Genomic DNA, 26,448 nt, shown 5'->3' with positions numbered 1-26,448 from the left:
GACTTATCTCCGTAAAATTAGATCGGTTTTTATTGGATGTGATTCGCGATAAGGTGGGGTGTTTCAGATCAGAAACAGGCGTGATAAATACAGCAGAAACGGTCCCATTTGAGACTGCAATCGCTCAGGTCACAGCATAAACGAGGGAAGTTGAGATTAGCAAGGCAATAATCGTCTTGAGAGTCTTTAGTGACAAAGGCTCAGCGTGATGGGCGATGATATGAAGCGTTAGAGGTCTGTGCAATTTATCTATAGTGAAAACGAATTCTTGAGCATGAATTACCGGGCGGCCGCTGCGAGTTTGGCAATGTTCTTTTTTATCTGTCTGCACTTAACGCCGCTGATTCCTTCAACCAATCCGATAACTGTACTCTTGACCGGTTTGATACCGCAAAATCGCAGAATATTTCGTTCCAGGCTTTTAAGACTGTGAGAACCATAAAACAATCGGTAGAAGAATGCCGGCATTCCCATAGTCACGATAATACGTGCCGATTTACCCTTTAATTTTCCTTTGGGAAAACCTCCCTCTGATGAATTCTCCAAAGCGAATCCGGGGCGTAACACCTGCTCCAGAAATCCTTTGACCAATGCGGGCATCGAACCGAGCCAGAGAGGGTAAACCAGTACCAAATGATCAGCGTCCCTGATCAAGCTTTGTGCCACTTCAATATCTTTCATCACAGGCCCCGAATTCCAGTCTTCCTTGGAACGGAGAATGGGAAACTCCAGATTGGCAACATGGATGGTTGAAACAGTATGTCCGGCGGATTCTGCAGCTCTAGCGTAAGTATCCCCCAGCATGTGATCGAAATGCCCTCCTTTGGGATCAGGGTGGCCCTGGATGATGACGATATTCTTGGTCATTTGTTGTTCTCTGGTGATTGGCGTTTACCCTCCGTGGATTCATTATCCTAGTGGGCTTAGCCGTCAGAGTGTTGATTTGTGTCAACATGGCAATGGATTTTGATGTAGCGCCCAAGGGGCCGGTGTTTCCTACGGAGCGACAAGTGAGAGCTGCCATTCTCCCCTGGACTCGTCAAAATGAAAGACTTTGGCTTCAGCAAAATCGCCCGGCAGTACCTCATAAAATGCGATTCGCGTTATCGAACTGAATTTATATCCGATAAAGCTTGAAGGCATGAACTGCTCAGCTTTTTTGGGGAGGGCATCCCGTTGCTGTCTCAAGTCATGCAGTGAATCAATAGGCGATCCGGAGATCGCGCCGAAGACCAGATAATGTTTACGAAAATCATCGCTATATTTCAGCCAGTCCTCCCGGAGTTCGTTTTCCGATAACAGAGACAGCTTTCCTTCGAGACTGATCGATCTCAGACGACATTGAAGAGGATAAGTCAACGACACCTGATGATTGTGCTCTATATCGGAAATCTTGCGGCTACCGGGAGACGTATGGAATTTCGGGATACCCTCTGAATCCAGCATGGTGCCGATCACCCTTGAGCGAGGGCTTCCAGTCGAGGAGGTTGTGCTGAGTACGGCGCCGAGAGGAAATTGATTCGGCGTTTCCTTTTCCTGCATCAACCAGTGTTTCATTAATTTAATCGGATCTTGCATGGGTAACTCCTTGTTGGTGTCTCTGTTCTGAGAGTATCTATGTCCTCAGGATATCTATGTTCACTGGGTATCTATGTCCGCAAGATAACTATGTCCTCAGTTATCTATGCTCTGATCGATAGGATTGAAGTAGGGGGAAATAGACACTGGTGAACCCACAAACTAACCAATGAAGTTCAATCATACTGTGATGCTGTCAGGCAGAAAAGGTAACGAGCCGTCTTGGTGGCGTGAATTACAAGGATGCCCGGAGTGATGGAGTGATATCGCCGGAGTAAAAGGCTCCGGCGATAATCATTTTGATGGGAAACAGTAAGGGCTACATTGCCCGGCTGTAGTTGATCATCCAGGGAATCCCGAAACGATCGCTAAACATGGCAAAGCGATTGGCCCAGAAGGTTTCCCCTATAGGCATGATGATTTCACCTCCATCGCTGAGCGCTGTATAGAGGCGTTCGGCTTCCTCGGTGCTGTCGACCTGAATGGCCACATGCAAACCTTGTGGCTTTCCATATTGGCCCGGCATGGCATCGGAGCCCATCAGCAGGTCATTACCGGTATCCAGACAAATATGCATGATTTTGTCTTTGCAGGCTTCCATGTCCATATTGCCGCAACCTTCTTCTCCCGCTCCGTCTTTGGGCATGTCGCCAAAGGTCATCGAGCCTGTGATTGTGCCGCTAAATACCTCTGCGTAAAATGTGAAAGCTTCTTTGCAGTTACCATTAAAAACCAGATATGAATTAAGTCTCATGGATCTATCTCCTTAGCACGAGGCCTGAGGTTGTTGGTGGTTAACTCGGTTTCTCTTATTCATGATGAGCCTCCATGAATGACGGGCTCTATGAACGATGAGCTCCATAAATGAAGAACTCCGTAAATGAAGAACCCATCATGGATGAACCGCTCAAAATTCATTCGCGTGAACATTGATCATCAGCTTGTCGATTGAGAATGCTGCCAATCGACATTGAAGGGCAATATTTTTTTAATGGCTGGTCAGAACCCCGCGGGTAACTGGCTTCGTAAGGCATTTTTTTAGTTTGCAGTAGGGGCCGGTCGTTATGTCTGTCGGGCTCGATTTAAGGAACAGGAATCATGAAAAAACTCATTCCGGTCATATCGCTTGGTATGGTAATGAGCGTACAGGCAAATCCGGATGTTGCATCCAGGGAATACAAGTTGATGCTGCAATCTCAGCAGTTTACCTACGGTGCGGAGGCTTCCAATGTTTCCAGCTTTTTGCAACAGGCTGAAGCAGCCATCGAATCGGCAATCAGCCGGGATGTTATTGGAAGTGAATATCTGGCAAAGGTTCGGGACGTGAAGTTCTTTGACACCCCAGGAAGCTGTGAGCTTGACCGCCTGGGCTATGCATTCCGTGAAAGGGTTGAGAATGGGGAGTCGGAAGTCACATTGAAGTTCCGTAGTCCTGATCGCTATATCGCTGATTTTGAGGATCTGTCCGCTTCCGGATCGCAGGCAGAAACTAAATTGGAAGAGGATATCGGCATTAGTCCGGATTCAGGGTTTAAGGTGATATACGGCCATTCAACCACTATCCCCAACACCCGCAACATTAACGAGATGAAGGACATTAACAGCCTGTTCCCGGGGTTTGATCAGGAATATGGCTTCAACAATAGCCTGGATCTGGCGGTAGTGGGTGACCTCAATATTCACGAACGGGTCTATAAAGGCCGCGTGATAGACCTTGGCCAATTTGATGCGGAGATCTCGGTTACCCTTTGGTACAAAGGCGCACCGACAGGAACAGAGCATCCGCTCGTGGCTGAAGTCTCTTTCAAGTATGAGGATAGTTCGGCCGATTACACCCAGAAGGTGGTCAGTCGGGCCAAGCTGGCCTTTGAGGCGTTGCAGGAACTAGGAACCTGGACTGATCCGGAGTCGAAAACCAAAACCCGTTTTGTGTACGAATATGCTGCGGATTTCTGTGGAAACTAACCCGGCATTCTTTCCAGGATGAGGCTTGACCTTCCCCTTGGGGTAACCTTCAAGCTTGTATCCAGTGCCTGGAAATGTTGATCCGATAGGAGTGGCTATGATTACCATTGGGCAGATGGCTCGGTTATTTGGCATTTCCACCAAAACCCTTCGCCATTATGAGGCCATCGGGGTGTTTCTCCCCACCTGTTACGGTCAGGAAAACGGCTATCGTTACTATGATCAACGGCAGGTTTCGCAACTTCAGCGTATTCTGTGGCTGCGAAATCTGGGGGTGTCGCTGGATAGCATCAAGTCTCTCCAATGTGACGGTGGACTGGAAAGCGAAAGAGAAATACTGGGAATATTGGAAGGTCATGCCAGACAGCTGGCGGATGAAATGGCCATCAAACAACGGGCACTGACTGAAATCCATGCTTATTTGTGGCAACAATCCAAGGAGAACAGAACAATGCCTAAACCCAGGATTTTAGAAAAACCTGCATTCACCGTTATTGGGATGGTCTACAGCAGTGCCGATGAAAGCGACACTATCCCTGCGTTGTGGGGACGCTATCTGCCGCGAGAAAGTGAGATCGAAGGTGCCGTTGAGCCCGGTGTATCCTATGGGCTTTGCCTGTCGGCGGAAGGTGGTGAGTTTCGCTATGTGGCTGGTATTGAGGTTAAATCCGGATCACCGGTCCCGGAAGGAATGATTTCTGTTGACGTTGCGCCTCACCGGTATGCGGTATTGACCCATACGGGCCCGGTCATGGAACTAGTCAATACCTTCAGGGAAGCCTGTACGCGAGTGTTGCCGGAGAATGGCCTGGAGCATAACGGACAAGTTGACTTCGAGCTTTATGATCATCGCTTCAAAGGCCCGGAAAATCCCCAATCTGAAGTGGATATTTATCTTTCTATCACTTGATTGCCGGGAATAAATAAGGCGGCCGTATGGCCGCCTGCTTAAAGTGTCTTCAATCTCAGCTTTCAATCTCTCCTTTCAATATTAGCTTTTAACAATAGCTTTCAATTTCCTCCCGCAACTGAGATCGCCCCAGAGTCCAATTTCGGACTATGATTAAAACAATAAGGCCACTCAGGAAGATGAGCCCCGGTATTTTGTTCCATGGGAGGCAATCTGATGAACCGTGTTCGATACTGCTGCCAGTTACTGATCATTGTCGCGTGCAGTCAGGCTCTGGCAGCGGAGTGTAAGCGAGTGGTCTTCTCGGCTCATCCCAATTACCCTCCATACCACTGGGCTGAAGGCGATCAGATTGTTGGTGCCAGTGTCGATGTTGCCAAAATTATTCTCGATGAATTGGGAATGCCCTATGAATCCCGGTTTGTCGGACCCTGGAAACGTGTGCTGCTCAATGCGGAAAAAGGTGAAATTGATCTGGTTCTGGCTCTCAAGGATGTCCCGGACAGGCGCCAGTATCTTGAGTTTACCCGTTCGCCGTTCTACGAAAATCCAGTGGCCGTGTTTGTGCCTAAGGGGCATGAGTTCGAATTCAAGCAATGGAGTGATCTGAAGGGCAGGCACGGCACACTGAATTTGGGGGATCGCCACGGCGAGGACTTTGATCTGTACGTTGAAAATGAACTCGATGTACTTCGGGTGGCCGGCCTGGAAGGGAACTTCAATGCGTTGGTTAATGAGCGTTCAAGCTATTTCATTACCGGGCTTTATACCGGGCGCGCCTATCTGGAAACCTCCGGGCTAAAATCAAAAGTCTCCATCCTCCCGAACCCTGTCAGCACAGGGGTTATTCACTTTGCATTTTCAGGCAAGTCCCCCTGTCTCTCCCTGATGAGTTATTTTGATAAACGGCTCGAAGAGCTCAGGCTTTCTGGCGAAACCGGTCAGTTACTTGAGCAGAATATCGAGAGGTGGAGACTCTATTTCAGTCCGCCTCTTCTGCAAGAAGAATAGCCTGCCGGTCGAGCGCAGTGAGCCGGCCCTAAGGTGACCGGTTGGCTTTGGGCGTCCGTCTATCCTCTGGATGCTTTTCTCCAATGAAATACTTCACTTTCATATGTCGGGTTTTTGGGGCTGGGCGACGAAGCCGTGCTAAAAGCTGCTGGAGTTGCTGCTGGTTATGCTGCACCGTCAGCATGGCCATCCAATTGGCTGTCAGGGTGATCACCGCATCGCTGGCAATGTCAGTAACGTCTTCGTGGTACATGGCTGACAGCCCCAAACCGAGAATGATCGCCATCAGGCTGAGAAAACCGGCAGTTTGTATCGTCAGCCCCGAAAGGTTGTATACCCAGAACAGGTAGAGCAAAAGCAGGGGGATCAGCGATTCGTGATTCCAGGCTCCCAACAGTGCAATCAGGCTAGCCAGTAAACCGGTTGTCGTGATCATGACCAGGTCCGTGTTCGGATAAAATGCCTGACGCGATGCGACGGCATAGATGGAAGCAATCAGAAACATCAATGCCGCAAACAGCAGGAACCAGGTGGTGTCCTGATAGGCACTGCCGGCGGGCAGGGTTAACGCCACATATCCGGTGCACGACAATGGCATCAGGAGTGAATTGCCGATAGACCCGCGGGCTCTGGTGTCGGAAAGCTGCTCACTGTCGACAGAGGGCTGGGGTGGATGTTCTCCGGTTGTCCGGAATGGATCCCGGGGAGTCATATGAAGAGTCATTTGGACGGAGCTCCTTGTTCGTCCCGGGATCGCTCACCGAAAATGTCCGGACGCAGGTCATGACGGGTGACTTTGCCCCCGGTGGCCTGCTCTGTTGTTTCGATGGCTTCCAGTGTACAGGGGTGCCTGCGAATTCCATTGGCCCACGCCCTCACGGAGACTTCGCTGACACCGTGGCGCTTCGCCAGCTCCGTACGGACGCGCATCCGTTCACTGCGGGAAAATGTTTGAATATAGTCTGCCAGCTTCATGGAGAGTTCCTGCTCACATATTGGCTTTAGCGGGTGGTACAAATAGTATCCTGGATCGTAGCTTAGGATACAAAATGTGTCATTGCAAGAAGTGATACACAACGTATCATTTAGCACCATGAACTTAATATGGATCGAAAGAATCCGGGACCGCATGCAGGCGACCGGAATAACCCAAAATGACCTGGCCAGAGCATTGGGATGCACTCGCGGGGCGGTTGGGCATTATCTGGCGGGGCGGCGTAAACCGAGTCTGGACCAGCTGGAAATCATGGCAAAGACTCTGTCAGTGAGCCCGGCCTGGCTGCAATATGATATTGGTCCCATGGATGTACAGGAGTCTCCCGGCAGTTACACGGTCGAGCCGATGGTATTTCCACTGTCGGGTGATGTGATTACCGGTCCGCTGGACAAGCCAGTTGATGACGAAGACGGTGTCAGCATTCCTGCTGATTGCTATGCCCTGGTGGTAAAAGGAGCGGAACTGTCTCCACGCATGTATGAAGGGGATGTCCTGCTCATAAGTCCCAAAGTGGTTCCTACCCCGGGCAGCCATGTATATGTCCGCTATCGTTCCGGTGAGGCTATGGTGCTGACGCTGGTCAGCCAGGGAGAAAAAGAAGTGGTGCTGGAACCGCTGCTCACCAAACAAAGCCGCATGGTGCGGCAGCGGGAGGATATTGAAAGCATGCACAGCGTTGTGGCTGTTGTGTATCGGAACAACTAGTTCGGACCGAAGTGCTGTTCAGTCAGCGTCTGATGATAGCGCTGTTAGTCCGGCCTCTGACGATATCGCACTTAATCCAGGGTCTGTCTATATCGCCTTAATCCCACCGACATCACTACCAACGTAAATATCAGCAACGGCCACAGATGCTCCCAGGCCAAAGTAAAATCGTTGCCTTTGAGCAATAGCCCGCGGATGAAGCGCAGGAAATGTGTCAGTGGAAGGATGCTGCCCAGGATCTGGGCCCATTCCGGCATGCCACGGAATGGGAACATAAATCCGGACAGCAGGATCGACGGCAGGAAAAAGAAGAATGACATCTGCATGGCCTGTGCCTGATTGCGGGCAACGCTCGACAGAGTGATGCCCACTGTCAGGTTGGCGATGATAAAGACCAGAACACCGCCCAGCAGCAGTAACCCAGACCCAAGCATCGGGACCATGAATACCCATTTGGCCGCGGATAAGATCACCGCCACCTGAACATAGCCGATCACGATATAGGGGGCGATTTTCCCGATCATTACTTCAAGTGGCCGTACCGGCATGGCCAGCAGATTCTCCATCGTTCCCCGCTCATGCTCACGGGTAATGGCCAGCGCGGTCATCATAATCATCGTCATAGTCAGAATGACGCCCATCAGTCCGGGCACGATGTTGTATTGGGTGATACCCTCCGGGTTATAGCGTCGGTGAATATTGATCTGAAAAGCAGTGTCAGTCCCGGCCAGTTTTGCCAGTTCTCCTGTCAGATCATGTCGCAAGGCCGTTTTCTGCACTTCCTTCACGGCGGCCAGGGCATTGGATGTCGCGGCCGGGTCTGTGGCGTCTGCCTGCAGCAATAAGGAAGGTTGCTCGCCCCTTAATAGCTGACGGGTAAAGTGTGGTGGGATGTTAAGGACAAATTGCACTGCCCCTTCCGCCAGCAGGTTGTTGGCTTCACGCTCCGAACTGGTCAGGGAAACAATGTTGAAATAGCCGGTGTGAATCAGTGCCTGAACGATGCTCCGAGTGTATGTGGTGGACTCCGCACTGCGGACAGCCATTGGGAGTTTCTTGGGATCGGAGTTAATGGCAAACCCGAACAGGGTGAGCTGGATCAGTGGGATGCCGATCATCATGGCAAAGGTAAGCCGGTCCCGTCTTAACTGGACAAATTCCTTCAGGACGATGGCCCACAGGCGCCTGGGTGAAAATGAGATTACCATCGTTTCTCCTCCGAGCTGTGCATCAGCCGGATAAAAACATCCTCCAGCCTGGGAGTAGTCCGCTCCATATGGATATCATCACGTTGATCATAGGAGGCCAGAGCCTGTTCCAATGCTTTGGAATCTGTTCCCGATACGTATAGGGTATTGCCGAAAGGCACCACTTGTTGGGCAGCTGAGACATCCCGCAGCTCATCGGCCAACTGGTGAACATCTTCACTATCGATCATCCAGGTGGTCAGCCCGGAATCATCCACCAGGGATTTGGGCGAGCCTTCTCCCACCAGACTGCCGTAGGCAATGTAGGCCAGACGATTACAGCGTTCCGCTTCATCCATGTAATGGGTCGAGACGAGGACGGTAATACCGAGACCTGAAAGCCGGTGTATTTCATCCCAGAAATCCCGCCGTGCCTGAGGGTCCACACCGGCCGTCGGCTCATCCAGCAGTAGCAGCTTGGGTTGATGCAGCATGCAGGCTGCCAGAGCCAAACGCTGTTTCCAGCCGCCGGATAAATCGCCTGCCAGCTGGTTCTGACGGTGTTCCAGGCCGAGTTGCACCAATGCCTCATCAACCACCTGGCGGCGATTCTTCATGTTGTATACCCGCGCCACGAAATCAAGGTTCTCGCGAATCGTCAGGTCCTCGTAGAAGCTGAACCGCTGGGTCATGTACCCTACCTGGCGTTTAATGGTTCGGGATTCTTTACGAATATCGTACCCCAGGCATTTGCCTTCCCCGTCGTCGGCGGTTAACAAGCCGCATAACAGGCGGATCGTGGTCGTTTTGCCACTGCCATTTGGTCCCAGGAAACCAAAAATATCTCCCTTGTAAACGGTCAGGTTGACCTTATCCACGGCCACTTTGTCGCCGAAGGATTTGGATAGGCCTTTGACTTCGATAATGGCTTCACGCTGATTCATGTTATTGCTCGCCGTTTTCCGAAATCTGTTCTGCCAGGGTATTGCTACCGAACACATCCACGGGTTGGCCCGGGTGTAGCTTGGCTGCAGTCTCCACGGTTGGCCAGGCCTCTACCAGGTAAACGAACTTGTCACGATTTTCGCGGCTGTAGATAAACGGCGGGGTATATTCTGCTGTCGGACTGATATAGCGAACAGTGGCGATGAATGGTTCGTCACAGTTATCACATTGGATCTTTACCTGAGAGCCGGCACGAATATTGGTCAGCGCGGTTTCCGGAACATAAAAGCGGATTTTGATCCGGCTGGGCGGCAGCAGGGCCACAACCGGTTGACCGGCAGCGACAAATTCACCGGGTCGGTATAGCACCTGTTGGACCAAACCTGAGGATGGCGCAGTCTGTTGCTTCTCACTCATTTGCCAAGTTGCCTGGTTCAATTCTGCCTGTGCAGCTCCCACTCTGGCTTTGGCGGCTTCCAGCTGGTCAGGGCGGGCGGCCAGTTTCGCCGTTTCCAGTTGCGCAGCGATTTCCTGAACCCTCTGTCGGTTGCTCTCATCGGTTGTTTGCGCTTCGTCCAGAGTTGAGCGACTGGTGAGATTGTTGGCATACAACTCTCTTGCCCGCTTGAGCTGCTTGGCGGATAAGGCGGCTGCGGCTTTGGCCTGTTCGTATTGGGCCTCAATCACTTCAATTTCCTGGGGGCGCTTGCCCTTTTCCAGGTCTGCCAATTCAGCTTTGGCACTTTCCAGTTGCGCCATGGCCTTGTGAAGAATGGCCCGTTGGGGCTCTTCATCCAGGACAAAGAGGCTGCTGGCAGCATCGACCTGATCACCTTCCTGTACCGAGATGGATTCCAGTCGTCCTTCTACGGGGGCGGCGACGAAGATGGAATCTCCTTCAATGTAGCCCTGCCAGCCATCGTTTTCCGGTGCTGAGCAGGCGTAAAGGAAAATGGATGTTACCAACAAAAGCGGATATCGGTATTTCATTTCAGGAGCCCTCCAGTGGCTGCATGGCCTGTAGCCCTGCAAGCGAAAATGTAGCGATATGGTCGGCAATCTGGTCTATGGATTGCTCTGAACTGTACACGTCCTGTGGCAGTAACCGGGAAATCAAGGGGCGGGCAAACAGGTACACAATGCATTGTCCGAATACGCTTAAGACCGCTTGTTGAACCTGCTCCTGGCTGATATCAGGGCTGACTATTTCCCGTATGACGGATGCGGCGGTCATGAATTGTGGTCGGCTGACCCGATTGACCAGATCATCCAGTGCCTGAGTCGGGTGACTCAATTCCCTGGTCATGAGTTGCGCCAGCACGGAAGGGGTATCCGGGGAAATAAACCTGCGCAGCAGATTTCTGACCAGAAATCGAAACCGTTGTTCCGGCGACAGGTGACTGCTATCCGAAGAGAGCAGGGGGAACCGTTCAATCGTGGTCTGTGCGACCGATTCCAGTACGGCGTAATACAGTCCCTTTTTGCTGCCGAAATGGTAGTTGATCGCAGACAGGTTGGTCCCCGCATTTTCAGCAATATCGCGGATTCGGGCAATCTGAAAGCCTTGTTCTGCGAAGATCTTGCTGGCTGACTGCAATAGCGCTCTGCGGGTAGGTTCACTGGCGCTGGATTCGACCATTCTCATAAAATTAGAAAACCTGTTTGAAAAAGCTTTTCTAATCGTAACGCCCGGGTGTCCCACATTCAATGACGTGCGTGAACGATGTGAATTTATTTGATCCAGGGCAAGGTTCTATTTAACTCAGAGCAAGTTTCTATTTGGGTCTGAGAGAAGGCTCTATTTGACCCGGAGTGAGGATCTATTTGGCCTGGTGTGAGGATCTATCTGGCCCGGAGTGGGGTTCCATATGACCTGGAGAAAGGCCGTTCTATAGTCCGCAGAGAATCAGCGCATTGATCAGCCAGCTTAGCCCGGGGTCGGCCTGTTGAGTCCGTCGACGCAGAATCTTGACGTTGTAACGTCCCATGTCGAAAGGTGTAGGGCATTGTTGCAGCTCGGAATGCTGGCAGAGAACTCTGGCGGCGTGTTCCGGAATGGTGGACAGGCTGCTGATTTCGTTTAAGAAGTAGGGGAGTGAGGAAAAATGGGTGAGGGAGGTATGGACATGGCGGGTACGATTCAGTTTTTTCATATGCAGGTCCACTTCCCCGGAGGTGCCGGAAAAGCTGATTCGGATATGGGGAATCCGGAGAAATTCGTCCAGGTCAATCGGGTATTTGATTCCCCATTTGCGGGAGTTATACACGCAAGCGTACCCGGATTCGCCCAGTGGGGTTTCCTCTAACCAGGGGCGGGACAACTCTCCGGCGATCACCGCCAACTCTATTTGTCCGGATTCCAGCATCTGCTCAACCCGGTGCCTGTTTGTCTGTCGGTATATCAAAGAAACGCCAGGGGCTTGCTCGGCCAGTTTCTTGGATAACCGTGGGGCGATGGCCAGTTCAAAGTCGTCTGACATTCCGATGAAGAACTGTCGGTCGGATAGAGCTGGGTTGAATTCAATGGTCTGGGTCAGACTCTGGTGTAACTGAACAATGCTTTGTTCTACGGCAGGCTGAATGGCAATGGCCCGGGATGTGGGCTCCATGGTTCCCTGCATGCGGATAAACAGTGGGTCCTGACATAACTCTCTGAGTCTGGTCAACGCCGCACTGGTTGCTGACTGACTCAGTGCAAGCTTGTCAGCGGCTTTGCTGACACTGCGTTCACTCCAAATCGCCAGGAAGACAACGGCCAGGTTATAGTCGATTTTTTTAATATCTATAAAGTTCATAATGACTATCTAAAACATTTGTTTGATAGATGCTGATGGAGGTTAGCACAATATCCAGGTTCTTATCATCGGCGCGTGACTCTCTTATGTCTGAGTAGCGCGATATTGTGGGAGAAAACCATGGCCCTAAAGCATGTGGCGTTGGCCTTACTGGTCTGTATTATCTGGGGAACCAATTTCACCGTGATCAAAATTGGTCTGGAGGAAATGCCCCCGCTGTTCTTTTCGGCAATGAGATTTGCCATGGTGGCTCTCCTGGCGGTCTGGTTTGTTCCATTTCCACGGCAGCACATCAAGAGCCTTATCGGGGTCGGCGTGATCCTTGGGATAGTGAAGTTTTCGTTGTTATTCGGTGGCATGAGTCTGGGAGTGGGAGCAGGAGTGTCCTCCCTGCTGTTGCAAGCACAGGTGTTTTTTACGGTGATTCTTTGTCTGCTGGTGTTAGGAGAAAAAGTTTCGTTCATCCAATGGCTGGGGATTTTTATGGGTGGGGCAGGACTGTGGCTATTTGCGGTGAATGATGGCTCTGTCGGCTCATGGACAGGCAGTGTGTTGATCTTATTGGCGGCCTTTTGCTGGGCGATATCCAATCTGATTATGAAGCGCATGGGAAAAGTGGAGCTTCTGGGGTTCATGGTTTGGGTTTGTGCCATTCCCCCCATTCCTTTGCTGGTTTTATCTTACGTCTTTGAGTCGCCGGATATTGCGGGAACGCTGACACGACTTTCGCTGACGGGTTGGGGAACCATCCTGTATGTTTCGTTCATTTCGACGTTGCTCGCATATGCCTTATGGGGAATGTTGCTCAGCCGGTATGCGGCAATCCAGGTCACTCCCTTTGCGCTGCTTATTCCTGTGGTGGGCATACTGGTTTCCAGCCTGTGGCTGGGAGAGCGCCTGAGTATTATCCAGATGGGGGGCGCTGCACTGACGCTTCTCGGCCTTTTACTGTGTGTTATCAGAGTCAGGCCTGTTATTTCGAGTGTTATTGGATTGTTTGCTGCGAGTAGAACCTGATATTTATCGTCAGTTCTTTCCGGTGAGCTTTTCCAGTTCGTCAACGGTTCTGGGCCAGTCTTTTTTCAATAGTCTGGACAAGGCTCTATCCGCCAGGACCCGACCTTCGGTTTGGCAGGTGGGACAGTAATTGGTCTCATTCGTGGCATAACGAATGCGCTGAATAGCGGTGCCACAAACCGGGCACGGTTGGCCGTAACGCCCGTGAGCCGCCATGTCCGGACGAAAAGCCGTGACCTTTTCCGGAATGCGGTCTCCATAATGTGTTCTTAACCTGTCTGTCCACAGGACGAGAGTCGATTGACAGGCATCATATAAGCGCTTTACTTCATCTGGACTCAGTTTCTGAGTCATCGCAATAGGTGACAGTTCTGCTGCATGTAGAATTTCATCTGAGTAGGCATTACCGATACCGCTGAATATGTGTGGATCGGTTAGTGCTCGCTTGAGGGTGTGGTTTGAATGTGCAAGGCGCTGTGAAAACTCGTCCTGCGTGCAGTTCAGAACATTCAGTCCTCCCGGATCTAATGACAATAGCTGCGCATTGCCTTTGATCAGGTGCAGTGATGCCCGTTTCTTCGTCCCGGCCTCTGTAAGATAGAGAAAACCGTTGTCAAAATGCAGAATTATCAGGGCGCTTTTACCCGGTGATTTTGCTCCTGTGGCTTTCCAATGGAAACGACCTGCCACCATCAGATGAAACACCATCCACAGATCATTATCGAATCCGATCACGATTCGTTTTCCGATGCGTTGAATCTTCTTCACCACCATGTTGAGAAATTCTTCCCTTGGTGGCTCAGCGGTGCGCAAAAGAAAAGGGTTATTGATCTTTATCTCGGTCAGGGCATGGCCTTTCAGGCGTTGCTCCAGAGCTTCAATGTATACAGTGATATCGGGATATTCCGGCATGATCGTAGAACCTGTCGGGAGGGGGTGGAAAGTGACGTAGAGCGTAACCCAACAAAGTGTGCCCGATAAATAACGCTATAAGCAACTGATACCCGGGACGAAAGGCGTTGTATTCTACGACTCCTTCTCCCTCCGCACATCCGCTCTGCCGATGACAGTCAATCGGATGCCAATGGCATTGGCCTCGAAGGGAAAAGGCATATTGGTTCAGCAAATTGAAATGCTGTTATTTCCCAGTAAGTTGAAATGCGGTTATATCGATGTCGCATCACTTTGGATGCCACATCGATGGAAGTAGAGTTTGCTGAATGGTGAGGTTCCCGGTTCAAAATGCCATGGCGATTGGCTCTGGTAGGTCAGTAGACGACATTCAAAGGAGGGAACCAGTCTTTTGAGCATCGGGTTATGCCTTACATCTTCTTTCAGTTTGCCAAGTGCTTTGAGTTGTATTGTTAAGGCTTCTTTGTATTGACCGTTAGCCGCCAAAACTGCCGCCTGGGTGTCCCAAACATTGGCCTGATTTGATTCATCCACGTCTTCGAGGATGCTGGGTAAAAGTTCCATGGCAAGCCGGCTGTCTCGGAACTCCTCATCCGGGTGGACCGCCAACCACCAGACATACATATGATTTGAGTCTGGCGTGTCATCAATATTCATTGCCCGCTCTAACAGCAGCTTTGATAGTTTCAGATTTTTTTCAACGCCCTTGCCGACACTGTAGCTCATTGCCAGTAGACGGAGTGAGGGAGGGTATTCCGAGTAGCGTTCTCCTCTCAGGATCGTTGTTGCGTCAGCGTCGTTTTCAGTTAGATCGTCGAATAGCATGATACGGGCTTGGACTTGAGGGACGAAATAGTCCAGGTACTGGCCGTCACCATAATCCAATGAGCTGGCAACGTTGTAATAGTGTTTGGCCTTTTCAATATCGATGGGAATCTGCCCGTCCGTAAGATATAGGAAGCTGGCCATGATTGCCGCGGTTTTGCTTCCATCCGCAGCGGCTTCCTCCAGAATAGGAAGTGCTTCTAAAGCCTTGTTGTCTTTAACCAGTTCGATCCCTTTCCCTGTTTTAGTGGTGGCGCAGCCTGTGAACAGGAGGCTGAATACGACTGGAAGCAATAGCTTTCCTGCTAATTTCATGAGGTCCCCAATACTCAAATTAATGACAAACAGTGGCGACTATATCGTGTGCGGGCAAGTGTATCCAGTCGGGGGGAATTTGTTATCATTTAACGGGGCAGGCAGCCAATCACTATCGGGTCATCTTCTTAACAAAGACAACGACAAATAACGCCAGGGTGAAACTTCCGATAAACGCCTCCAGGGCGGCGAATCCCCTGGCGATACCTATTGGAGCCAAGTCTCCATATCCCAGCGTCGTGAAAGTGACGACACTGAAGTACAGACTGCTGAGGAATGCGTGGACATTTTCCCGGATCGAGAGGTGAGTTTTGAACCCCAACGACTCCCCGCTGAATGATAAACCGGCAAAGAAGTACAGGGTGGCGAATGACAGTATCACGAGTAGAGAAAATATAATGACCCGCAGGGGTTGTTCTCCATAACCACAGAATAAATCGACGATCTTTGAGATCAGTCTTTTAAAGGAAATGTATGGAAGCTGCATGCGACGCATGATCATTTCTTTTTGAAAGAAGCGGCCGGCATTTTCAAATAGACCCTGATCCTCGCAGACTTTGCGAAGGTGTCGATAGACCTCCTCCGCCTGCTCATAGAGATCCATTGCCGCCTCATGGGTTTCAGCTTCGCGGGCCTGTTGTTCCTGTAATATCTCTTCTCCCCATTCCACCTGCTCTATTTTGGCGTGCTTGAATTTGGTTCCGAGCAGGTTGCAGCCCTTGAGATTGGCGCAATGCAGGTTGGCGTATTCAAAGTCCGCCTTCATCAGAGAGGAACCCGAGAAATCGAGTTTGAAACAGTGGGCATTTTTCAGGTTGGCACGATACAGATCGGAGTCAATTAACTGATAACCCTGACGGGCGTTAGGTCTTACCAGATTAATCCCTTCAAGATTGGCTCGGGGAAGTATAAATCCGACCATGGGGTTTCCGGTCTGAGCCCGGCATTCCAACGCCTCACGCAGGTCAGTCAGGGAGCAGGCATTTCCTGACTGCCAGAGAGCATCGTTGGTGTCACTATCGACTATGTGGCTGGGGTCGGACATATCTCACACCTCCGTATTCAGAATAGCCCAACTTTGGCTTATCGGATCATCGGGGCAAAGTAGGAGGATGTGCGAGTTCTTTGACTGGAGTGCCTATCCGGGTCGCAGGCAGGTGTCATTATTGAAGACTATAATTTGTAGTGTCATTGCATTATTTCTGGAGAGGCGTGGCCACTTTGGTTATCTGAGGGCATTAGTTGTTAATTGAGGGTGCTCGTTGTTAATAGAGAGTACTAGCTGTTAATGGCGGGCACTGTGGGCTTTGGGGGGAGATATGCGATTCCTGATGTTAAGTCTGTTAATGCTCTCAATTTCATGTTCAGAAGCAAAAACGCTGTTGGTTGGGCTTGAAGAAGCCAATAATCTGCCTTTTGAGTATGTTGATAACGCAGGTCATTTAACCGGATTCCATGTGGAGCTGGTTAAGTCGGTGGCCTCCCGGCTTGAATGGGAAGTGGAATTCCGGCGAATGTCCTGGCCTTTGGTCATCAAAATGCTGGAGAGCGGTGAACTGGATGCCGCGACATATGTGGCCAGATCCCCCGAAAGAGAAACATTTGCGCTGTTTCTTCCCGATAATATTCTGCATGTTTCCCATAGCACTATTTTTATCAAAGCGGAGCGGGTCAATGAAATCCATTATGAGCCGCCATTGGAAGATTTTGTGTCCCGCTGGCGGGTGGCCATCCCTGCCGGGTATTACATGAATGATAAAACCAGTGAGTTGCTCCAAAAGGGGATGCCTCTGGAGGAGCGAACGGTCACATTGGCCCAATTATTCGTGATGCTGTTAGGGGGCCGCTATGATGCAATATTTGGTGGTACCAATGCATTGAAGCGGAATAGGATCGGGATTCCTGATATTGAGGAGAAGGTCATTCCTCTGGAGGGAGCGATTTTCCCAAGCAAACAGATGTATATTGCTTTCAGTCTGCGAGTAAAGAGCCCATTGGCTGAAGAGTTTGCCAGAGAGTATCGGGAATACCGTCAGTTGCCTGAGTACAGGGAGCTGGCCGAAAAATTTGAAATGCTGGAATGGTTGCCGACTGAGTCTGAATTTCAATAAGCTCCGGATTAACTGTATTGGGAGTCGTATCCGGAGCTGCTCGGAAAATGGGGGTTAATTCAGGATATCGATAATTTCCCTGGTTTTCTCTATCACCTGAATGGTCTTGTCTGCAGTCTCAATGGTGACGGTGCCGGTACTTTCGTCTCTGTCAACGACTTCGCCTTGCTCATAAACCACCGGGTCGAGAATAGCGCCTTTGTTCAGCTTTTTTTCCCATCCCGGAGGTAGTGCTTTCCCTCTGGACTGTTGCTTTTCCAGGCCGGGTGGCAGGGACTTCTCTTCACTTTTATTGTTTTTGGCCATGGCCACTCCTGGGATGACTGCAGTGCAGAAAGTGAATACCACCAGGGATTTTAAAAGATTCTTCATACCGTAACGCTCAAAGTTGTCATTTGGTAATTTGGGATTAATTGGCCAAATGTAGCAGCGTTAGAGGCAATTCGAAACAGGAAAACTGTTGTAAATAGGTTACCAGGGTTCCGCTCGGAACCCTGGTTAGTAGTCTATTTCGCGTAGTACTTGTTTTTAACCTTGTCGGTGGCTGTTCTACGCTGAGCTGGGCTTAAAGCCATTGGTGCAGCAGCAACCTGCGGGTTGCAGGAGGTTCCATCGATGAGTTTATGGGTCCACTGCAATGAAACGTTCTGCTGGTCGTCCACGTCGACTTTAAATACTGACCAATTCTTGGTCAGGTTTTCAAAATCGCTAGGTAAGGCGATGGCGTGGGAGATATCAAAGATCTTGGTCTCACCATTCCACTTCACTTTGACCCTGGCTTCTGTTCTGTCCCAACGGGTATCTCCGGTGTAGTAATCAATATAGTATTCATAGCAGCCGGGGAGAGAGAAAGTGGTGGCCGTTAATACTTCCGGACCAAAGCCATCTGTATCATCCACATCCAGGTTGGCCAGGAATCCATCGGAAGAGAGCTTACGATTGTTGAAATACACTTCGCCTGCCGGTGTTACCAGATGGGTATCCAGATCAGGAGGCAGTTCACCCCAGGTCAATTCTACTTCCAGGGCTGCCGGTATCAGAGTGACGTCATCTACGGTACCGTTAGTGGACTCCCATTCCAGTGCGGCGGTCAAGCCATTACTGAAGAAATAAAGTGCCAGGTTTGAGTTGATCCGGACGGGGATGCTGTAGAAGCCGTTGGCGTCTGTCACGGCCTGAGTCTGGCCAATATAATCGGTTCCCTCGGAGCGGACTTCTACGCCGGCCACGGGGTTGCCAAACTGGTCCAGCACACGACCGTTCAGGGTGGTGGTTTTCAGTGGCTGGTCAGCATTCCAGGTACTGAAATGTGATACTTCGCCGACGTAGACAAGTTCGCCAGTATCCGCATCTGTCATCAGACTGGCAGTACCTTCTTCAACCCAATATCCGGTTTTAGGATCAAAGTAATAGAGCGGAATTTCCGTCGGCGCATTTGTTTCTGTGTAAAGAGAGGCTACCGGGATTCTGATGACAGCCGTTTGGCCGCCGGCGAGATTCAGTTCTTCCCCTTCTGCATTGCTTAAATTGACCGAAACAGCCCCGAATGATTCCAGATAATCACTTTCGCCGTTCACCGGTTGGGTTTGATAATCCCCTGGCATCAGGCTGCTGTCGCTGGATGGGTCAATGACTGTAATAGCCGCCTTGGCAGTTCCCTCTGCCAGATTACCTTGGGAATCCACCAATGAATTGGCTGTGAGTTCCAGATAGGCGAAGTTGGTATCCGGGTCTCTTAGTACGGTATTGGCCGCAGTATCAAACTCGTCTGAGAAATGAACCGGCAGGAGTTCGATATCAATATCGCTTAACGTTTGGTCTTCTCCAATATTCACCAGAACGCTGTATTCCCCATATCCCTCTGCTATGGCGCGAGCAACCACCCGGTTGCCGGATATTGGTTTTTTAACCGTATAGTTGCCCTGGGCATCGGATTCCGCGAGTGATTGATTGTCTTCGAGAGTGAGGCTGATGCGAGCCCCTTCGATAGGCTCTCCGGTGTAGTAATTGGTGACGGATCCAGAGACGGTGGCTGAAGTGCCGGATGAAGAATCGCTGGACGAATCAGAACTGCTGCAACCGTTTATCAGGAGCAAAGCGCTGATAAACGTCAGCCAAACAAACAGATGACGTGGTTGAGGTTTCACGAGTAGTTCCTTGTGTTTTAATTTTTTATGCAAGAAAACTAATGCGATTTTTTGTTACCTAACCCGTCATGTTGTTTTATCTTTTTTGGCAAGTAGGCGGGAAAGCAGATAGATAAGAAAAATAGATAGGTAAGAGAGATTGATAATAAGGAACCATAGATAGGTAAGAAAATAGATAACAGGCCCGCTTTTGAAGTGGCTGAGCCTGACCGTATCCCTGTTAGAATTGCAGGTAGCCGCTCTTTCCGGTTTTCAGTAGCGTGGCCAGTTCTCTGAGGCCCTCCCGGAAAGATCCCTCGTCTGCTATGGCCATCAATGAAAGCCGAATGGCGTTGTTTTGCCTGGGTTCAACATTCAACTGACCGGGCTCGGTATTGAATTGATTGAGGTCGACGCTGAACTGATTGAGATCAACACTGAAATAAGAGCCACTGCTCACCAGTAAGCCTCTTTCTTTCGCCGTGAGGGTAAACTGGTCTGCCTGCCAGTTACCCGGAAGGGAAAGCCAGATGTGGAAGCTCGTTTTCTGCGCACTTAAGGTGTAAGGAGACAAGGCATGTCTTGCAATCTCCTGCCTGTGACGGGCGATATCCCTTTGCTTATTTGCCATTTCGATTGCCGTACCGGACATGATCAAATGGCTGGCGACTTCAAACATCAGAGGCGAAGCCAGCCAGACTGTGGCCCGAATAAAGGAAGCAAGCCGGGATACCTGGTTCTGCGGAGCTTTGATATAACCGCACCGTAACCCTGGGCTGATCGCCTTTGACAGACTGCTGATGTAGAAACTTTTCTCGGGAATGAGGTCTGTCACGGGAGTGACGGGGGACTCATTCAGAAATCCGTAGATGTCGTCTTCCACCAGCCACAACGGGTGTCGCTGGATGACACTGGCCAGGGTTCTGCGTCTGTCTTCCGACATGGTGGCGCCGGTTGGATTCTGGTGGGAAGGGATAATGATCACCATTGCAGGTTGGTATTCCCGACATACTTCATTCAGGGACTCCGGCAGCATCCCATATTCATCCATCGCAACAGCCACCGGCTGACGCCCCAGAAAACTGGCAATAGACAGTATTCCCGGATAGGTCTGTGCTTCTAACGCGATTCGATCTCCCGGTTTTGTATAAAGCTCGATTAACGTGGAGAGGGCGTGCTGTGCGCCGTTGGTCAGAAGCGTTTGTTCTGCCGAGCCGGTCCGGAGTCCAAATTTCTGCATCCACGCGAAGCCTGCCTCACGATGAGCACTAAAACCTGTGTCTTCTGTGTATCCATAGAGTCCGGGATTGGATAATTGGTCGAAGCTGTTTTTCAGTTGAGTATGAAGAGATTCTAGATGGTCCGCATAACAGGGCTGCAAAATGGAAAAATTCCACTCGTTATCAGCGAAGTGAGACTGTATTACCTGCTTGAGCTGAGACCGGTCCCTGACAAAGCTTCCCCGTCCGACAAAGGATTCAATTCTGCCATTTTCAGCCAACACTTTATAAGCCTTGGCGATCGTCACGGGCGTGGTGTTGAATTCGTCAGCGAGAGCCCGGTGGGTGGGGAGTTTGCTCCCTACAGCGTAATGACCTATATCAATCAATGACTCAATTCGACGGGCAATCTCAAGGTATTTAGCTTCGCTCACAACAAGACTTTATCCTTATATTTGGCTGATATAGGGGCTCATTTGGATGATGTAGGGGATTGTACCCGGAGTAAAGAGGCTGCGCCATGGTATTGTGGGCAGAGGTCGAATTTGCTTGGTTTGTACTAAGACCTATATCAAAAAACAAATTGAAATATGTCAATTTGACGAGTAAGCTTTTCCACCTTACTGATTTGTGATCCTACAGGTTGAGAAAAGGAGCGGAGTGATGACAGCACTGAAAACGGCATTTATCGGGTTGGGTGTGATGGGGTATCCCATGGCAGGGCATCTCGCAGGTAAGGGGTATGCTGTCTCTGTCTACAATCGAACCCTGGAAAAGGCCCAACGCTGGGTCTCTGACTATCAGGGTTTCGCCGCCGAGACACCCGCGGCAGCAGCCAAGGATGCAGACGTCGTTTTTGTCTGTGTTGGAAATGATCAGGATGTACGGAGTGTGGTCTATGGTGAAACCGGGATTCTCGGGAGTCTGAAGCCGGGAGCCATTCTTGTGGACCATACGACAACTTCCGCGCATCTGGCCGTTGAACTCAAAGATGCCTGTGCCGAGGTAGGCGCTTTTTTTATTGATGCTCCGGTATCCGGAGGTCAGGCTGGCGCTGAGAATGGTTGCCTGACGGTGATGTGTGGAGGAGAGGAAGAGCCATTTCAGAGAGCTAAGCCGGTGATGGACAGTTATGCCAAGCAGGTTCAACTGTTAGGGGAAAACGGTCAGGGTCAGCGTTGCAAGATGGTGAACCAGATCTGCATCGCCGGTATTCTTCAGGGGCTGAGTGAGGCGCTGATATTGGCAGAAAAAGCCGGGTTGTCTATTCCCGCCGTGGTGGACACTCTTCAGCATGGTGCGGCTGGATCCTGGCAGATGGTCAATCGTATGGAAACGATGTTTCAGGATAAGTTCGATTTTGGTTTTGCGATTGACTGGATGCGCAAAGATCTGGGCATATGCCTGGAAGAAGCACAGTCTCACGGGGTCAGGCTGCCTTTAACAGAAGACGTGGATCGACAATATGAATCCCTTCAACAGCAGGGCATGGGGCGTATGGATACTTCAGTGCTGGTCAGAGCTGTAAAAAAGTCTGCTAATGATTGAGGCTCTTGGCACAAGGATGCCTGCGGAAAGCGACTAATTGGTCGCAGTCGGCATGGATCGCTATTGGAGGTTTCCCCTGATGCTCGACAGGTGTTATAAACGCAGCGAGAACAATAGCACCTGAGAGCATCAGTCAAATTATGGAGTCTTTTATTGCCGGCTTCTTTGGAAGCAGTCCGATTGAAATCATCGCCAGTATCGCTGGTTTTATCTGCGTTTATCTGATCATTAAGCGTAACATCTGGTGCTGGCCTGTGGGGCTGCTGCAGGTGTCGCTGTATATCATCGTTTTCTATGATGCCAAGCTATACTCAGATGTTGCTTTGCATGGCATCTACGTCGTTATGCAGATATACGGTTGGTGGTACTGGCTGCAGGGACAGGATCAGGATCACGACATTATTGTGCTTCCCAGTACCACAACAGCCATTTTGGTTTGGGTCGTTGTTGCTGTCTTGGGCAGCTTTGGATTGGGTTATGTCATGTCTACCTATACGGATGCTGCTTTGCCTTATCCCGATGCCTATACCACAGTGGCCAGTCTGGTGGCGCAATGGCTGCTGTCCCGGCGCTTCCTGGTTAACTGGGTATTCTGGATTACCGTCGATGTAGTGGCGATCGGCGTCTACTGGCAAAAGGGTCTTTATCCGACGGTGTTACTCTATTCGGCCTTTTTGATCATGGCCACTACCGGATTTTTCGTATGGATGCGCCGATTCCAGGCGCAGCGCCAGATACTCAGGCCCGACTATGCAGAAGGCTAACAACCGGGAAGGGTGGAAAGTCGGTTTCACTCTGGGCAAGTTTGCCCCACTTCACAAGGGGCACCAGTATCTTATTGAGCAGGCTTTGGAGCAGGTGGATCATCTGATCCTGATGATCTATGGATGCCCTGACCTCATCGATGTTTCTCTGGAGCGCCGAGCAGGGTGGATCCAGGCCCTTTATCCTCAGATTGAAATCATCCTGGCACCGGATGGACCGATGGAGATAGGCGATACCCCAGAAATTCATCGTATGCATGAGGACTATATCGGGCATCGACTGGCGGGGCGAAGCATCACTCATTTTTTCTCCAGCGAATTCTATGGAGATCATATCAGTCGTTTCCTTAACGCCGTGGATTGCCGTGTGGATGAAGCGCGGGCCATGGTTCCTGTATCCGCGACCATGATTCGAAATGATCCTTTTGCTAACCGCCAATGGTTGCACCCACTGGTGTATAAAGATCTGATTAAAAAGGTGGTGTTTCTTGGTGCACCGTCCACGGGGAAAACGACCCTGGCCAGCGAACTGGCCGCAAGACTGAATACATGCTGGATGCCGGAGTATGGGCGAGAATACTGGGAGCAACATCAGGTAGACCGACGCCTGACGCCTTTTCAGTTGCTGGAAATTGCAGAGGGCCATCTTGTTAGGGAAGAGGGCTTGCTGGAAGACAGTAATGGATTTCTCTTTGTGGATACAAATGCGCTAACCACCTGGCACTTTGCCCGTTATTACCATGGCAATGCCCTGCCGGAGCTGGAACGTATGGCAGAACAATCGACAGACCGATATGACATTGTCTTTCTATGTGGCGATGACATTCCCTATGATGACTCCTGGGATCGTTCAGGAGAGGTAAACCGCGCGCAATTTCAGACGGAAATTGAGAAAGAGCTGATTAAAAGGAAGGTTCAATATACCTTGTTGACCGGAAGCCTGGAGGATCGCGTCCGTCAGGTGTTAGAAAAGCTGGGAGTCAACAATAGCGGTCATGAAGCCGATGATGAGTGATGAAGAAGACGTCTTTCTGGTGCTGCGCAGGGTGCTAGAGACGATGGCTCCCCTGAAGGAGAAAGACTGGCTTGAGATGCGGCCTCATCTGCGCAAGGAAGCTTACGGTAAAGGTGAAGTGGTATTGGAGGCAGGACAACTGGCCGGGCGATTCTGGTTTGTCGCGCAGGGGCTGATGCGTAATGTCTACACGACCCCTGATGGCCGGGAGTTTAACAAATCCTTTATTGATGCCCCAGGTTTCTGTGGGGCGATGACGGAGTTGGTTCACGGCATGCCCAGCCGGTTTTCCATACAGGCCCTTGAACCTACGATCGCCTTGAGCATTCCAATTAAATGGTATCGGGAAGCCTGCGACACCAATGTGACCTTTGACCGACTGGCCCGGGCTCAAGCCCAGTATCTGGCGCTGAAGAAAGAAGACCGTGAAGCGGAATTGTTATTGGATGACGCTACGACCCGGTATCAGCAGTTTCAAAAAGAATACCCCTCGCTTGAACAACGCATTCCCGCCTACCACATTGCTGCCTATATGGGCATTACCGAGGTTGCATTGTCCCGTCTGAAGCGAAAGCTCAAATCGCAGGAATCAGGAGAATCTTAACCTGGGTTAAGGATCTCATCGCATCGTCCTGCCAAGATGGCTCTGAATTCATTTGTGAGATTCGAAGTCTGAAATCAACGGGGCGCAGAGTATGAAAGGGCATGTGATTTTATTAACCGGTGCCAACCGGGGAATCGGCAGGGCGCTGTTGGAGCAACTGGTGGCTGATAACCAGGTGATTGCCTTGGGGCGAAACGAAGCTGAAATGCTCCAACTGCAGGAAGCCTATCCGCAAATTCATATTCAGGTGGCAGACCTGGCCAATAATCATGATGTACAGAAAGTGATCCGGCATATTCACAGTGAGTGGCCGGACCTTGATATGCTGATCAACAATGCCGGTATTCAGAATGTCATCGACTTCACGTCGAATGTTGATCAGGAGCAGATCCAACAGGAGTTTGCGATCAACTTTCACGGCCCTGTGGAGCTGATCAGAGGGCTCCTGCCGGTGTTAAGGCAGCAGCAAAGCAGCCATATCATTAATGTGACGTCGGTATTGGCACTGGCACCAAAACACAGCGCTCCCGTTTATTGCGCAAGTAAGGCTGCCCTACGGCACTTCACTCAGGCGCTTCGTTACCAGCTTAGAAATACATCTGTAAAAGTCGTTGAAGTGCTCCCGCCGCTCACCCGTACCGCGCTTCATAAAAGTGCTGTTCCACAAGTGGCGGTTGAGGCGGATTGGGTCGTGCAACAGATGATTAAAAGTATTGACCGCGGTAAGCAGGAAATCAGTATTGGCAAAGCCTACGTGGGGATGTGGTTGCACCGGATTATGCCGGGAATGCTGGCGAGTATGCTTATCAAGCAATAGACAACGCCGATCAGGCCCAGTGAATACCTTCGGGGAGTCTGTAATCACTATACTCAACATGCAATATGCGTCGGTTAGTGGGGGCGATAGCTTTACTTGAGGCATGCAGCAGGTGTGGTCGCATGACCAGGATAGAACCTTCTATTGCTTCGCAGGACACGGATATATGTTCCCGGCAGAATTTGCCGATCATTTCCTGGGTTAAAACTCCATATCGATGACTGCCCGGACTTGCCCTAATTCAATACGTCCAAGTAGTAGACTGTTTGGTTGACTTGTCTTAGCAAGCCTCCATCTTTAGCATTGTTTTCAGCGTAATATCCACGAATAACAAGGAGGTAAAATGCAAACTCGTCTAATTTATTGGGGAGGGGCCAGGGAAATAGAGCCTAATGGGAGAAGGAAGCTTAGTGGCGAAAGAGATAATAGCGCATTTCGCTTTGGTGCCTTAAATATTAAAAAGTCCTACGAGCAACTCGGCGATTCTTCCTTTATTAAGGTTAGTAAGATTGATTCAGCTAAAGCAATAGTCGATGAGATAGATAGTCTCCCTGATCGATCGCTAGAATCATTGGATATCGTTAGCCACGGGAGTCCTCTATCTTTAAATTTTTCTAAAAAAGCATATAGAAGTTGTGGCTTCTATGTAGGGTTTTTAGGCAGACTGGCAATGTCACAATATTACTCGGATGAGGGAGGTGACTATGAATTTTCGGATGAGGCAAGAAGCATATCAGATATTAATTTTAAGAAGTTCACCGTCGATTCCAGAGTCCAATTTCACGGTTGTTTAACTGCGGCAAGCTGGTTTCAAAGGCGTAGTGGTGAACGCATATTTCCGGTGGTTATTGATAATATCGTCGAAGAGCTCTCAGAGCAGCTACACAGCGCAGGATGCGTCAATAGTGTAGTGATTGGGCACACAACCTATGGTAATCCAAATATTAACGGAGAAGGAAAAACTAAAATTGCGGATCAGGACTATCGCCATGGTAGCAGAGTTGTTTACAGAAACGGTGAAGTAATATTAAGAACATCTCAGAGAGGCTATCTGCGTAACACCATAATTGAAGGTTTATAG

General features: G+C 50.3%; 29 protein-coding genes. 12 read left to right on the top strand and 17 right to left on the bottom strand.

The window, feature by feature from the left end; translation table 11 throughout:
* Positions 1 to 279: 279 nt before the first annotated feature.
* The 3 genes from BTA51_RS04100 to BTA51_RS04090 all read right to left on the bottom strand — a co-directional run bounded on the left by BTA51_RS04100 (position 280) and on the right by BTA51_RS04090 (position 2,332).
* A complete protein-coding gene (locus tag BTA51_RS04100; RefSeq protein ID WP_094706153.1) occupies positions 280 to 867 on the bottom strand; it encodes an NAD(P)H-dependent oxidoreductase in 588 nt (195 codons plus the stop codon).
* Positions 868 to 996: 129 nt separating this feature from the next.
* Positions 997 to 1,578 carry a pyridoxamine 5'-phosphate oxidase family protein gene (locus BTA51_RS04095; RefSeq protein WP_094706152.1) on the bottom strand — a complete coding sequence of 194 codons (582 nt, stop codon included), beginning with the start codon at positions 1,576 to 1,578 and terminating at the stop codon, positions 997 to 999.
* Between the two features lie 319 nt (positions 1,579 to 1,897).
* Complete coding sequence (locus BTA51_RS04090; RefSeq protein ID WP_094706151.1) at positions 1,898 to 2,332, bottom strand: VOC family protein; 435 nt, start codon at positions 2,330 to 2,332, stop codon at positions 1,898 to 1,900.
* A gap of 344 nt (positions 2,333 to 2,676) precedes the next feature.
* Here BTA51_RS04090 and BTA51_RS04085 point away from each other — a divergent pair, with 344 nt between their 5' ends.
* From BTA51_RS04085 to BTA51_RS04075, 3 genes are all read left to right on the top strand, one after another.
* Entirely contained in the window at positions 2,677 to 3,543 is an 867-nt protein-coding gene (locus tag BTA51_RS04085; RefSeq protein ID WP_094706150.1) for a hypothetical protein, read from the top strand.
* 97 nt (positions 3,544 to 3,640) lie between these two features.
* Positions 3,641 to 4,453 carry an effector binding domain-containing protein gene (locus BTA51_RS04080; protein ID WP_094706149.1) on the top strand — a complete coding sequence of 271 codons (813 nt, stop codon included), beginning with the start codon at positions 3,641 to 3,643 and terminating at the stop codon, positions 4,451 to 4,453.
* Positions 4,454 to 4,669: 216 nt separating this feature from the next.
* A complete protein-coding gene (locus tag BTA51_RS04075; RefSeq protein ID WP_168188053.1) occupies positions 4,670 to 5,464 on the top strand; it encodes an ABC transporter substrate-binding protein in 795 nt (264 codons plus the stop codon).
* Between the two features lie 28 nt (positions 5,465 to 5,492).
* On the opposite strand, the gene BTA51_RS04070 is transcribed toward BTA51_RS04075, so the two are convergent.
* Both BTA51_RS04070 and BTA51_RS30120 read right to left on the bottom strand, forming a co-directional pair.
* The gene (locus tag BTA51_RS04070; protein WP_094706147.1) at positions 5,493 to 6,188 is read right to left on the bottom strand and encodes a hypothetical protein; all 696 of its coding nucleotides are present in this window, start codon (positions 6,186 to 6,188) and stop codon (positions 5,493 to 5,495) included.
* Positions 6,185 to 6,439 (bottom strand): YdaS family helix-turn-helix protein, encoded by a 255-nt coding sequence (locus tag BTA51_RS30120; RefSeq protein WP_168188052.1) that lies wholly within the window; start codon positions 6,437 to 6,439, stop codon positions 6,185 to 6,187. Before BTA51_RS30120 ends, BTA51_RS04070 begins: the two co-directional genes overlap by 4 nt.
* A gap of 76 nt (positions 6,440 to 6,515) precedes the next feature.
* Between BTA51_RS30120 and BTA51_RS04060 the strand changes: the two genes are divergently transcribed.
* Positions 6,516 to 7,166, top strand: coding sequence for a helix-turn-helix domain-containing protein (locus BTA51_RS04060; RefSeq protein WP_094706146.1), 651 nt, complete (start codon positions 6,516 to 6,518; stop codon positions 7,164 to 7,166).
* Positions 7,167 to 7,237: 71 nt separating this feature from the next.
* On the opposite strand, the gene BTA51_RS04055 is transcribed toward BTA51_RS04060, so the two are convergent.
* From BTA51_RS04055 to BTA51_RS04035, 5 genes are all read right to left on the bottom strand, one after another.
* A complete protein-coding gene (locus tag BTA51_RS04055) occupies positions 7,238 to 8,374 on the bottom strand; it encodes an ABC transporter permease (RefSeq protein WP_094706145.1) in 1,137 nt (378 codons plus the stop codon).
* Positions 8,368 to 9,297, bottom strand: coding sequence for an ABC transporter ATP-binding protein (locus BTA51_RS04050; RefSeq protein ID WP_094706144.1), 930 nt, complete (start codon positions 9,295 to 9,297; stop codon positions 8,368 to 8,370). The genes BTA51_RS04055 and BTA51_RS04050 overlap by 7 nt, the downstream gene beginning before the upstream one ends.
* A gap of 1 nt (position 9,298) precedes the next feature.
* Positions 9,299 to 10,288: an HlyD family secretion protein gene (locus BTA51_RS04045; RefSeq protein ID WP_094706143.1), complete on the bottom strand. Its 990-nt coding sequence runs from the start codon at positions 10,286 to 10,288 to the stop codon at positions 9,299 to 9,301.
* 1 nt (position 10,289) lies between these two features.
* Positions 10,290 to 10,943, bottom strand: a complete 654-nt coding sequence (locus BTA51_RS04040; protein WP_094706142.1) for a CerR family C-terminal domain-containing protein — start codon at positions 10,941 to 10,943, stop codon at positions 10,290 to 10,292.
* A gap of 244 nt (positions 10,944 to 11,187) precedes the next feature.
* A complete protein-coding gene (locus BTA51_RS04035) occupies positions 11,188 to 12,093 on the bottom strand; it encodes a LysR substrate-binding domain-containing protein (protein ID WP_094706141.1) in 906 nt (301 codons plus the stop codon).
* Positions 12,094 to 12,213: 120 nt separating this feature from the next.
* Between BTA51_RS04035 and BTA51_RS04030 the strand changes: the two genes are divergently transcribed.
* Complete coding sequence (locus BTA51_RS04030) at positions 12,214 to 13,110, top strand: EamA family transporter (protein WP_094706140.1); 897 nt, start codon at positions 12,214 to 12,216, stop codon at positions 13,108 to 13,110.
* A gap of 9 nt (positions 13,111 to 13,119) precedes the next feature.
* Here the strand turns inward: BTA51_RS04030 and BTA51_RS04025 are convergent, their stop codons facing one another.
* From BTA51_RS04025 to BTA51_RS04015, 3 genes are all read right to left on the bottom strand, one after another.
* Positions 13,120 to 14,022: an Fpg/Nei family DNA glycosylase gene (locus BTA51_RS04025; RefSeq protein WP_094706139.1), complete on the bottom strand. Its 903-nt coding sequence runs from the start codon at positions 14,020 to 14,022 to the stop codon at positions 13,120 to 13,122.
* A 252-nt stretch (positions 14,023 to 14,274) separates the two neighbouring features.
* Complete coding sequence (locus tag BTA51_RS04020) at positions 14,275 to 15,162, bottom strand: sel1 repeat family protein (protein ID WP_141215533.1); 888 nt, start codon at positions 15,160 to 15,162, stop codon at positions 14,275 to 14,277.
* Positions 15,163 to 15,274: 112 nt separating this feature from the next.
* The gene (locus BTA51_RS04015; protein WP_094706137.1) at positions 15,275 to 16,207 is read right to left on the bottom strand and encodes an ion channel; all 933 of its coding nucleotides are present in this window, start codon (positions 16,205 to 16,207) and stop codon (positions 15,275 to 15,277) included.
* Positions 16,208 to 16,481: 274 nt separating this feature from the next.
* Here BTA51_RS04015 and BTA51_RS04010 point away from each other — a divergent pair, with 274 nt between their 5' ends.
* Positions 16,482 to 17,273 (top strand): ABC transporter substrate-binding protein, encoded by a 792-nt coding sequence (locus tag BTA51_RS04010; RefSeq protein WP_094706136.1) that lies wholly within the window; start codon positions 16,482 to 16,484, stop codon positions 17,271 to 17,273.
* 54 nt (positions 17,274 to 17,327) lie between these two features.
* On the opposite strand, the gene BTA51_RS04005 is transcribed toward BTA51_RS04010, so the two are convergent.
* From BTA51_RS04005 to BTA51_RS03995, 3 genes are all read right to left on the bottom strand, one after another.
* Positions 17,328 to 17,645, bottom strand: a complete 318-nt coding sequence (locus BTA51_RS04005; protein ID WP_094706135.1) for a hypothetical protein — start codon at positions 17,643 to 17,645, stop codon at positions 17,328 to 17,330.
* A 134-nt stretch (positions 17,646 to 17,779) separates the two neighbouring features.
* Positions 17,780 to 19,420, bottom strand: coding sequence for a carboxypeptidase regulatory-like domain-containing protein (locus BTA51_RS04000; protein ID WP_141215532.1), 1,641 nt, complete (start codon positions 19,418 to 19,420; stop codon positions 17,780 to 17,782).
* Between the two features lie 220 nt (positions 19,421 to 19,640).
* A complete protein-coding gene (locus tag BTA51_RS03995) occupies positions 19,641 to 21,053 on the bottom strand; it encodes a PLP-dependent aminotransferase family protein (RefSeq protein ID WP_094706133.1) in 1,413 nt (470 codons plus the stop codon).
* 226 nt (positions 21,054 to 21,279) lie between these two features.
* On the opposite strand from BTA51_RS03995, the gene BTA51_RS03990 reads away from it, so the two are divergent.
* The 5 genes from BTA51_RS03990 to BTA51_RS03970 all read left to right on the top strand — a co-directional run bounded on the left by BTA51_RS03990 (position 21,280) and on the right by BTA51_RS03970 (position 25,367).
* A complete protein-coding gene (locus tag BTA51_RS03990) occupies positions 21,280 to 22,167 on the top strand; it encodes an NAD(P)-dependent oxidoreductase (protein ID WP_371333172.1) in 888 nt (295 codons plus the stop codon).
* 140 nt (positions 22,168 to 22,307) lie between these two features.
* The gene (pnuC, locus tag BTA51_RS03985; protein WP_094706131.1) at positions 22,308 to 22,931 is read left to right on the top strand and encodes a nicotinamide riboside transporter PnuC; all 624 of its coding nucleotides are present in this window, start codon (positions 22,308 to 22,310) and stop codon (positions 22,929 to 22,931) included.
* The gene (locus BTA51_RS03980) at positions 22,918 to 23,946 is read left to right on the top strand and encodes an AAA family ATPase (protein ID WP_094706130.1); all 1,029 of its coding nucleotides are present in this window, start codon (positions 22,918 to 22,920) and stop codon (positions 23,944 to 23,946) included. Before pnuC ends, BTA51_RS03980 begins: the two co-directional genes overlap by 14 nt.
* Positions 23,927 to 24,550, top strand: coding sequence for a Crp/Fnr family transcriptional regulator (locus BTA51_RS03975; protein WP_094706129.1), 624 nt, complete (start codon positions 23,927 to 23,929; stop codon positions 24,548 to 24,550). The genes BTA51_RS03980 and BTA51_RS03975 overlap by 20 nt, the downstream gene beginning before the upstream one ends.
* Positions 24,551 to 24,641: 91 nt before the next feature.
* On the top strand, positions 24,642 to 25,367 hold the full coding sequence (locus BTA51_RS03970) for an SDR family oxidoreductase (RefSeq protein ID WP_094706128.1): 726 nt from the start codon (positions 24,642 to 24,644) through the stop codon (positions 25,365 to 25,367).
* 10 nt (positions 25,368 to 25,377) lie between these two features.
* On the opposite strand, the gene BTA51_RS29880 is transcribed toward BTA51_RS03970, so the two are convergent.
* A complete protein-coding gene (locus tag BTA51_RS29880; protein WP_141215531.1) occupies positions 25,378 to 25,560 on the bottom strand; it encodes a hypothetical protein in 183 nt (60 codons plus the stop codon).
* Between the two features lie 150 nt (positions 25,561 to 25,710).
* Here BTA51_RS29880 and BTA51_RS03965 point away from each other — a divergent pair, with 150 nt between their 5' ends.
* Positions 25,711 to 26,448: a hypothetical protein gene (locus BTA51_RS03965; protein WP_094706127.1), complete on the top strand. Its 738-nt coding sequence runs from the start codon at positions 25,711 to 25,713 to the stop codon at positions 26,446 to 26,448.

The sequence above is a fragment of the Hahella sp. CCB-MM4 genome (assembly GCF_002260525.1).
In the GTDB taxonomy this organism is placed as follows: Bacteria; Pseudomonadota; Gammaproteobacteria; order Pseudomonadales; family Oleiphilaceae; genus Hahella.
This window is presented reverse-complemented; position numbering and strand designations above follow the sequence as displayed.

What these genes read in the sequence shown, in the direction of transcription:
- BTA51_RS04100 (WP_094706153.1), bottom strand. Translation starts at nt 867, where the DNA reads ATGACCAAGAATATCGTCATCATCCAGGGCCACCCTGATCCCAAAGGA.
- BTA51_RS04095 (WP_094706152.1), bottom strand. Translation starts at nt 1,578, where the DNA reads ATGCAAGATCCGATTAAATTAATGAAACACTGGTTGATGCAGGAAAAG.
- BTA51_RS04090 (WP_094706151.1), bottom strand. Translation starts at nt 2,332, where the DNA reads ATGAGACTTAATTCATATCTGGTTTTTAATGGTAACTGCAAAGAAGCT.
- BTA51_RS04085 (WP_094706150.1), top strand. Translation starts at nt 2,677, where the DNA reads ATGAAAAAACTCATTCCGGTCATATCGCTTGGTATGGTAATGAGCGTA.
- BTA51_RS04080 (WP_094706149.1), top strand. Translation starts at nt 3,641, where the DNA reads ATGATTACCATTGGGCAGATGGCTCGGTTATTTGGCATTTCCACCAAA.
- BTA51_RS04075 (WP_168188053.1), top strand. Translation starts at nt 4,670, where the DNA reads ATGAACCGTGTTCGATACTGCTGCCAGTTACTGATCATTGTCGCGTGC.
- BTA51_RS04070 (WP_094706147.1), bottom strand. Translation starts at nt 6,188, where the DNA reads ATGACTCTTCATATGACTCCCCGGGATCCATTCCGGACAACCGGAGAA.
- BTA51_RS30120 (WP_168188052.1), bottom strand. Translation starts at nt 6,439, where the DNA reads ATGAAGCTGGCAGACTATATTCAAACATTTTCCCGCAGTGAACGGATG.
- BTA51_RS04055 (WP_094706145.1), bottom strand. Translation starts at nt 8,374, where the DNA reads ATGGTAATCTCATTTTCACCCAGGCGCCTGTGGGCCATCGTCCTGAAG.
- BTA51_RS04050 (WP_094706144.1), bottom strand. Translation starts at nt 9,297, where the DNA reads ATGAATCAGCGTGAAGCCATTATCGAAGTCAAAGGCCTATCCAAATCC.
- BTA51_RS04045 (WP_094706143.1), bottom strand. Translation starts at nt 10,288, where the DNA reads ATGAAATACCGATATCCGCTTTTGTTGGTAACATCCATTTTCCTTTAC.
- BTA51_RS04040 (WP_094706142.1), bottom strand. Translation starts at nt 10,943, where the DNA reads ATGAGAATGGTCGAATCCAGCGCCAGTGAACCTACCCGCAGAGCGCTA.
- BTA51_RS04035 (WP_094706141.1), bottom strand. Translation starts at nt 12,093, where the DNA reads ATGAACTTTATAGATATTAAAAAAATCGACTATAACCTGGCCGTTGTC.
- BTA51_RS04030 (WP_094706140.1), top strand. Translation starts at nt 12,214, where the DNA reads ATGGCCCTAAAGCATGTGGCGTTGGCCTTACTGGTCTGTATTATCTGG.
- BTA51_RS04025 (WP_094706139.1), bottom strand. Translation starts at nt 14,022, where the DNA reads ATGCCGGAATATCCCGATATCACTGTATACATTGAAGCTCTGGAGCAA.
- BTA51_RS04020 (WP_141215533.1), bottom strand. Translation starts at nt 15,162, where the DNA reads ATGAAATTAGCAGGAAAGCTATTGCTTCCAGTCGTATTCAGCCTCCTG.
- BTA51_RS04015 (WP_094706137.1), bottom strand. Translation starts at nt 16,207, where the DNA reads ATGTCCGACCCCAGCCACATAGTCGATAGTGACACCAACGATGCTCTC.
- BTA51_RS04010 (WP_094706136.1), top strand. Translation starts at nt 16,482, where the DNA reads ATGCGATTCCTGATGTTAAGTCTGTTAATGCTCTCAATTTCATGTTCA.
- BTA51_RS04005 (WP_094706135.1), bottom strand. Translation starts at nt 17,645, where the DNA reads ATGAAGAATCTTTTAAAATCCCTGGTGGTATTCACTTTCTGCACTGCA.
- pnuC (WP_094706131.1), top strand. Translation starts at nt 22,308, where the DNA reads ATGGAGTCTTTTATTGCCGGCTTCTTTGGAAGCAGTCCGATTGAAATC.
- BTA51_RS03980 (WP_094706130.1), top strand. Translation starts at nt 22,918, where the DNA reads ATGCAGAAGGCTAACAACCGGGAAGGGTGGAAAGTCGGTTTCACTCTG.
- BTA51_RS03975 (WP_094706129.1), top strand. Translation starts at nt 23,927, where the DNA reads ATGAAGCCGATGATGAGTGATGAAGAAGACGTCTTTCTGGTGCTGCGC.
- BTA51_RS03970 (WP_094706128.1), top strand. Translation starts at nt 24,642, where the DNA reads ATGAAAGGGCATGTGATTTTATTAACCGGTGCCAACCGGGGAATCGGC.
- BTA51_RS29880 (WP_141215531.1), bottom strand. Translation starts at nt 25,560, where the DNA reads ATGATCGGCAAATTCTGCCGGGAACATATATCCGTGTCCTGCGAAGCA.
- BTA51_RS03965 (WP_094706127.1), top strand. Translation starts at nt 25,711, where the DNA reads ATGCAAACTCGTCTAATTTATTGGGGAGGGGCCAGGGAAATAGAGCCT.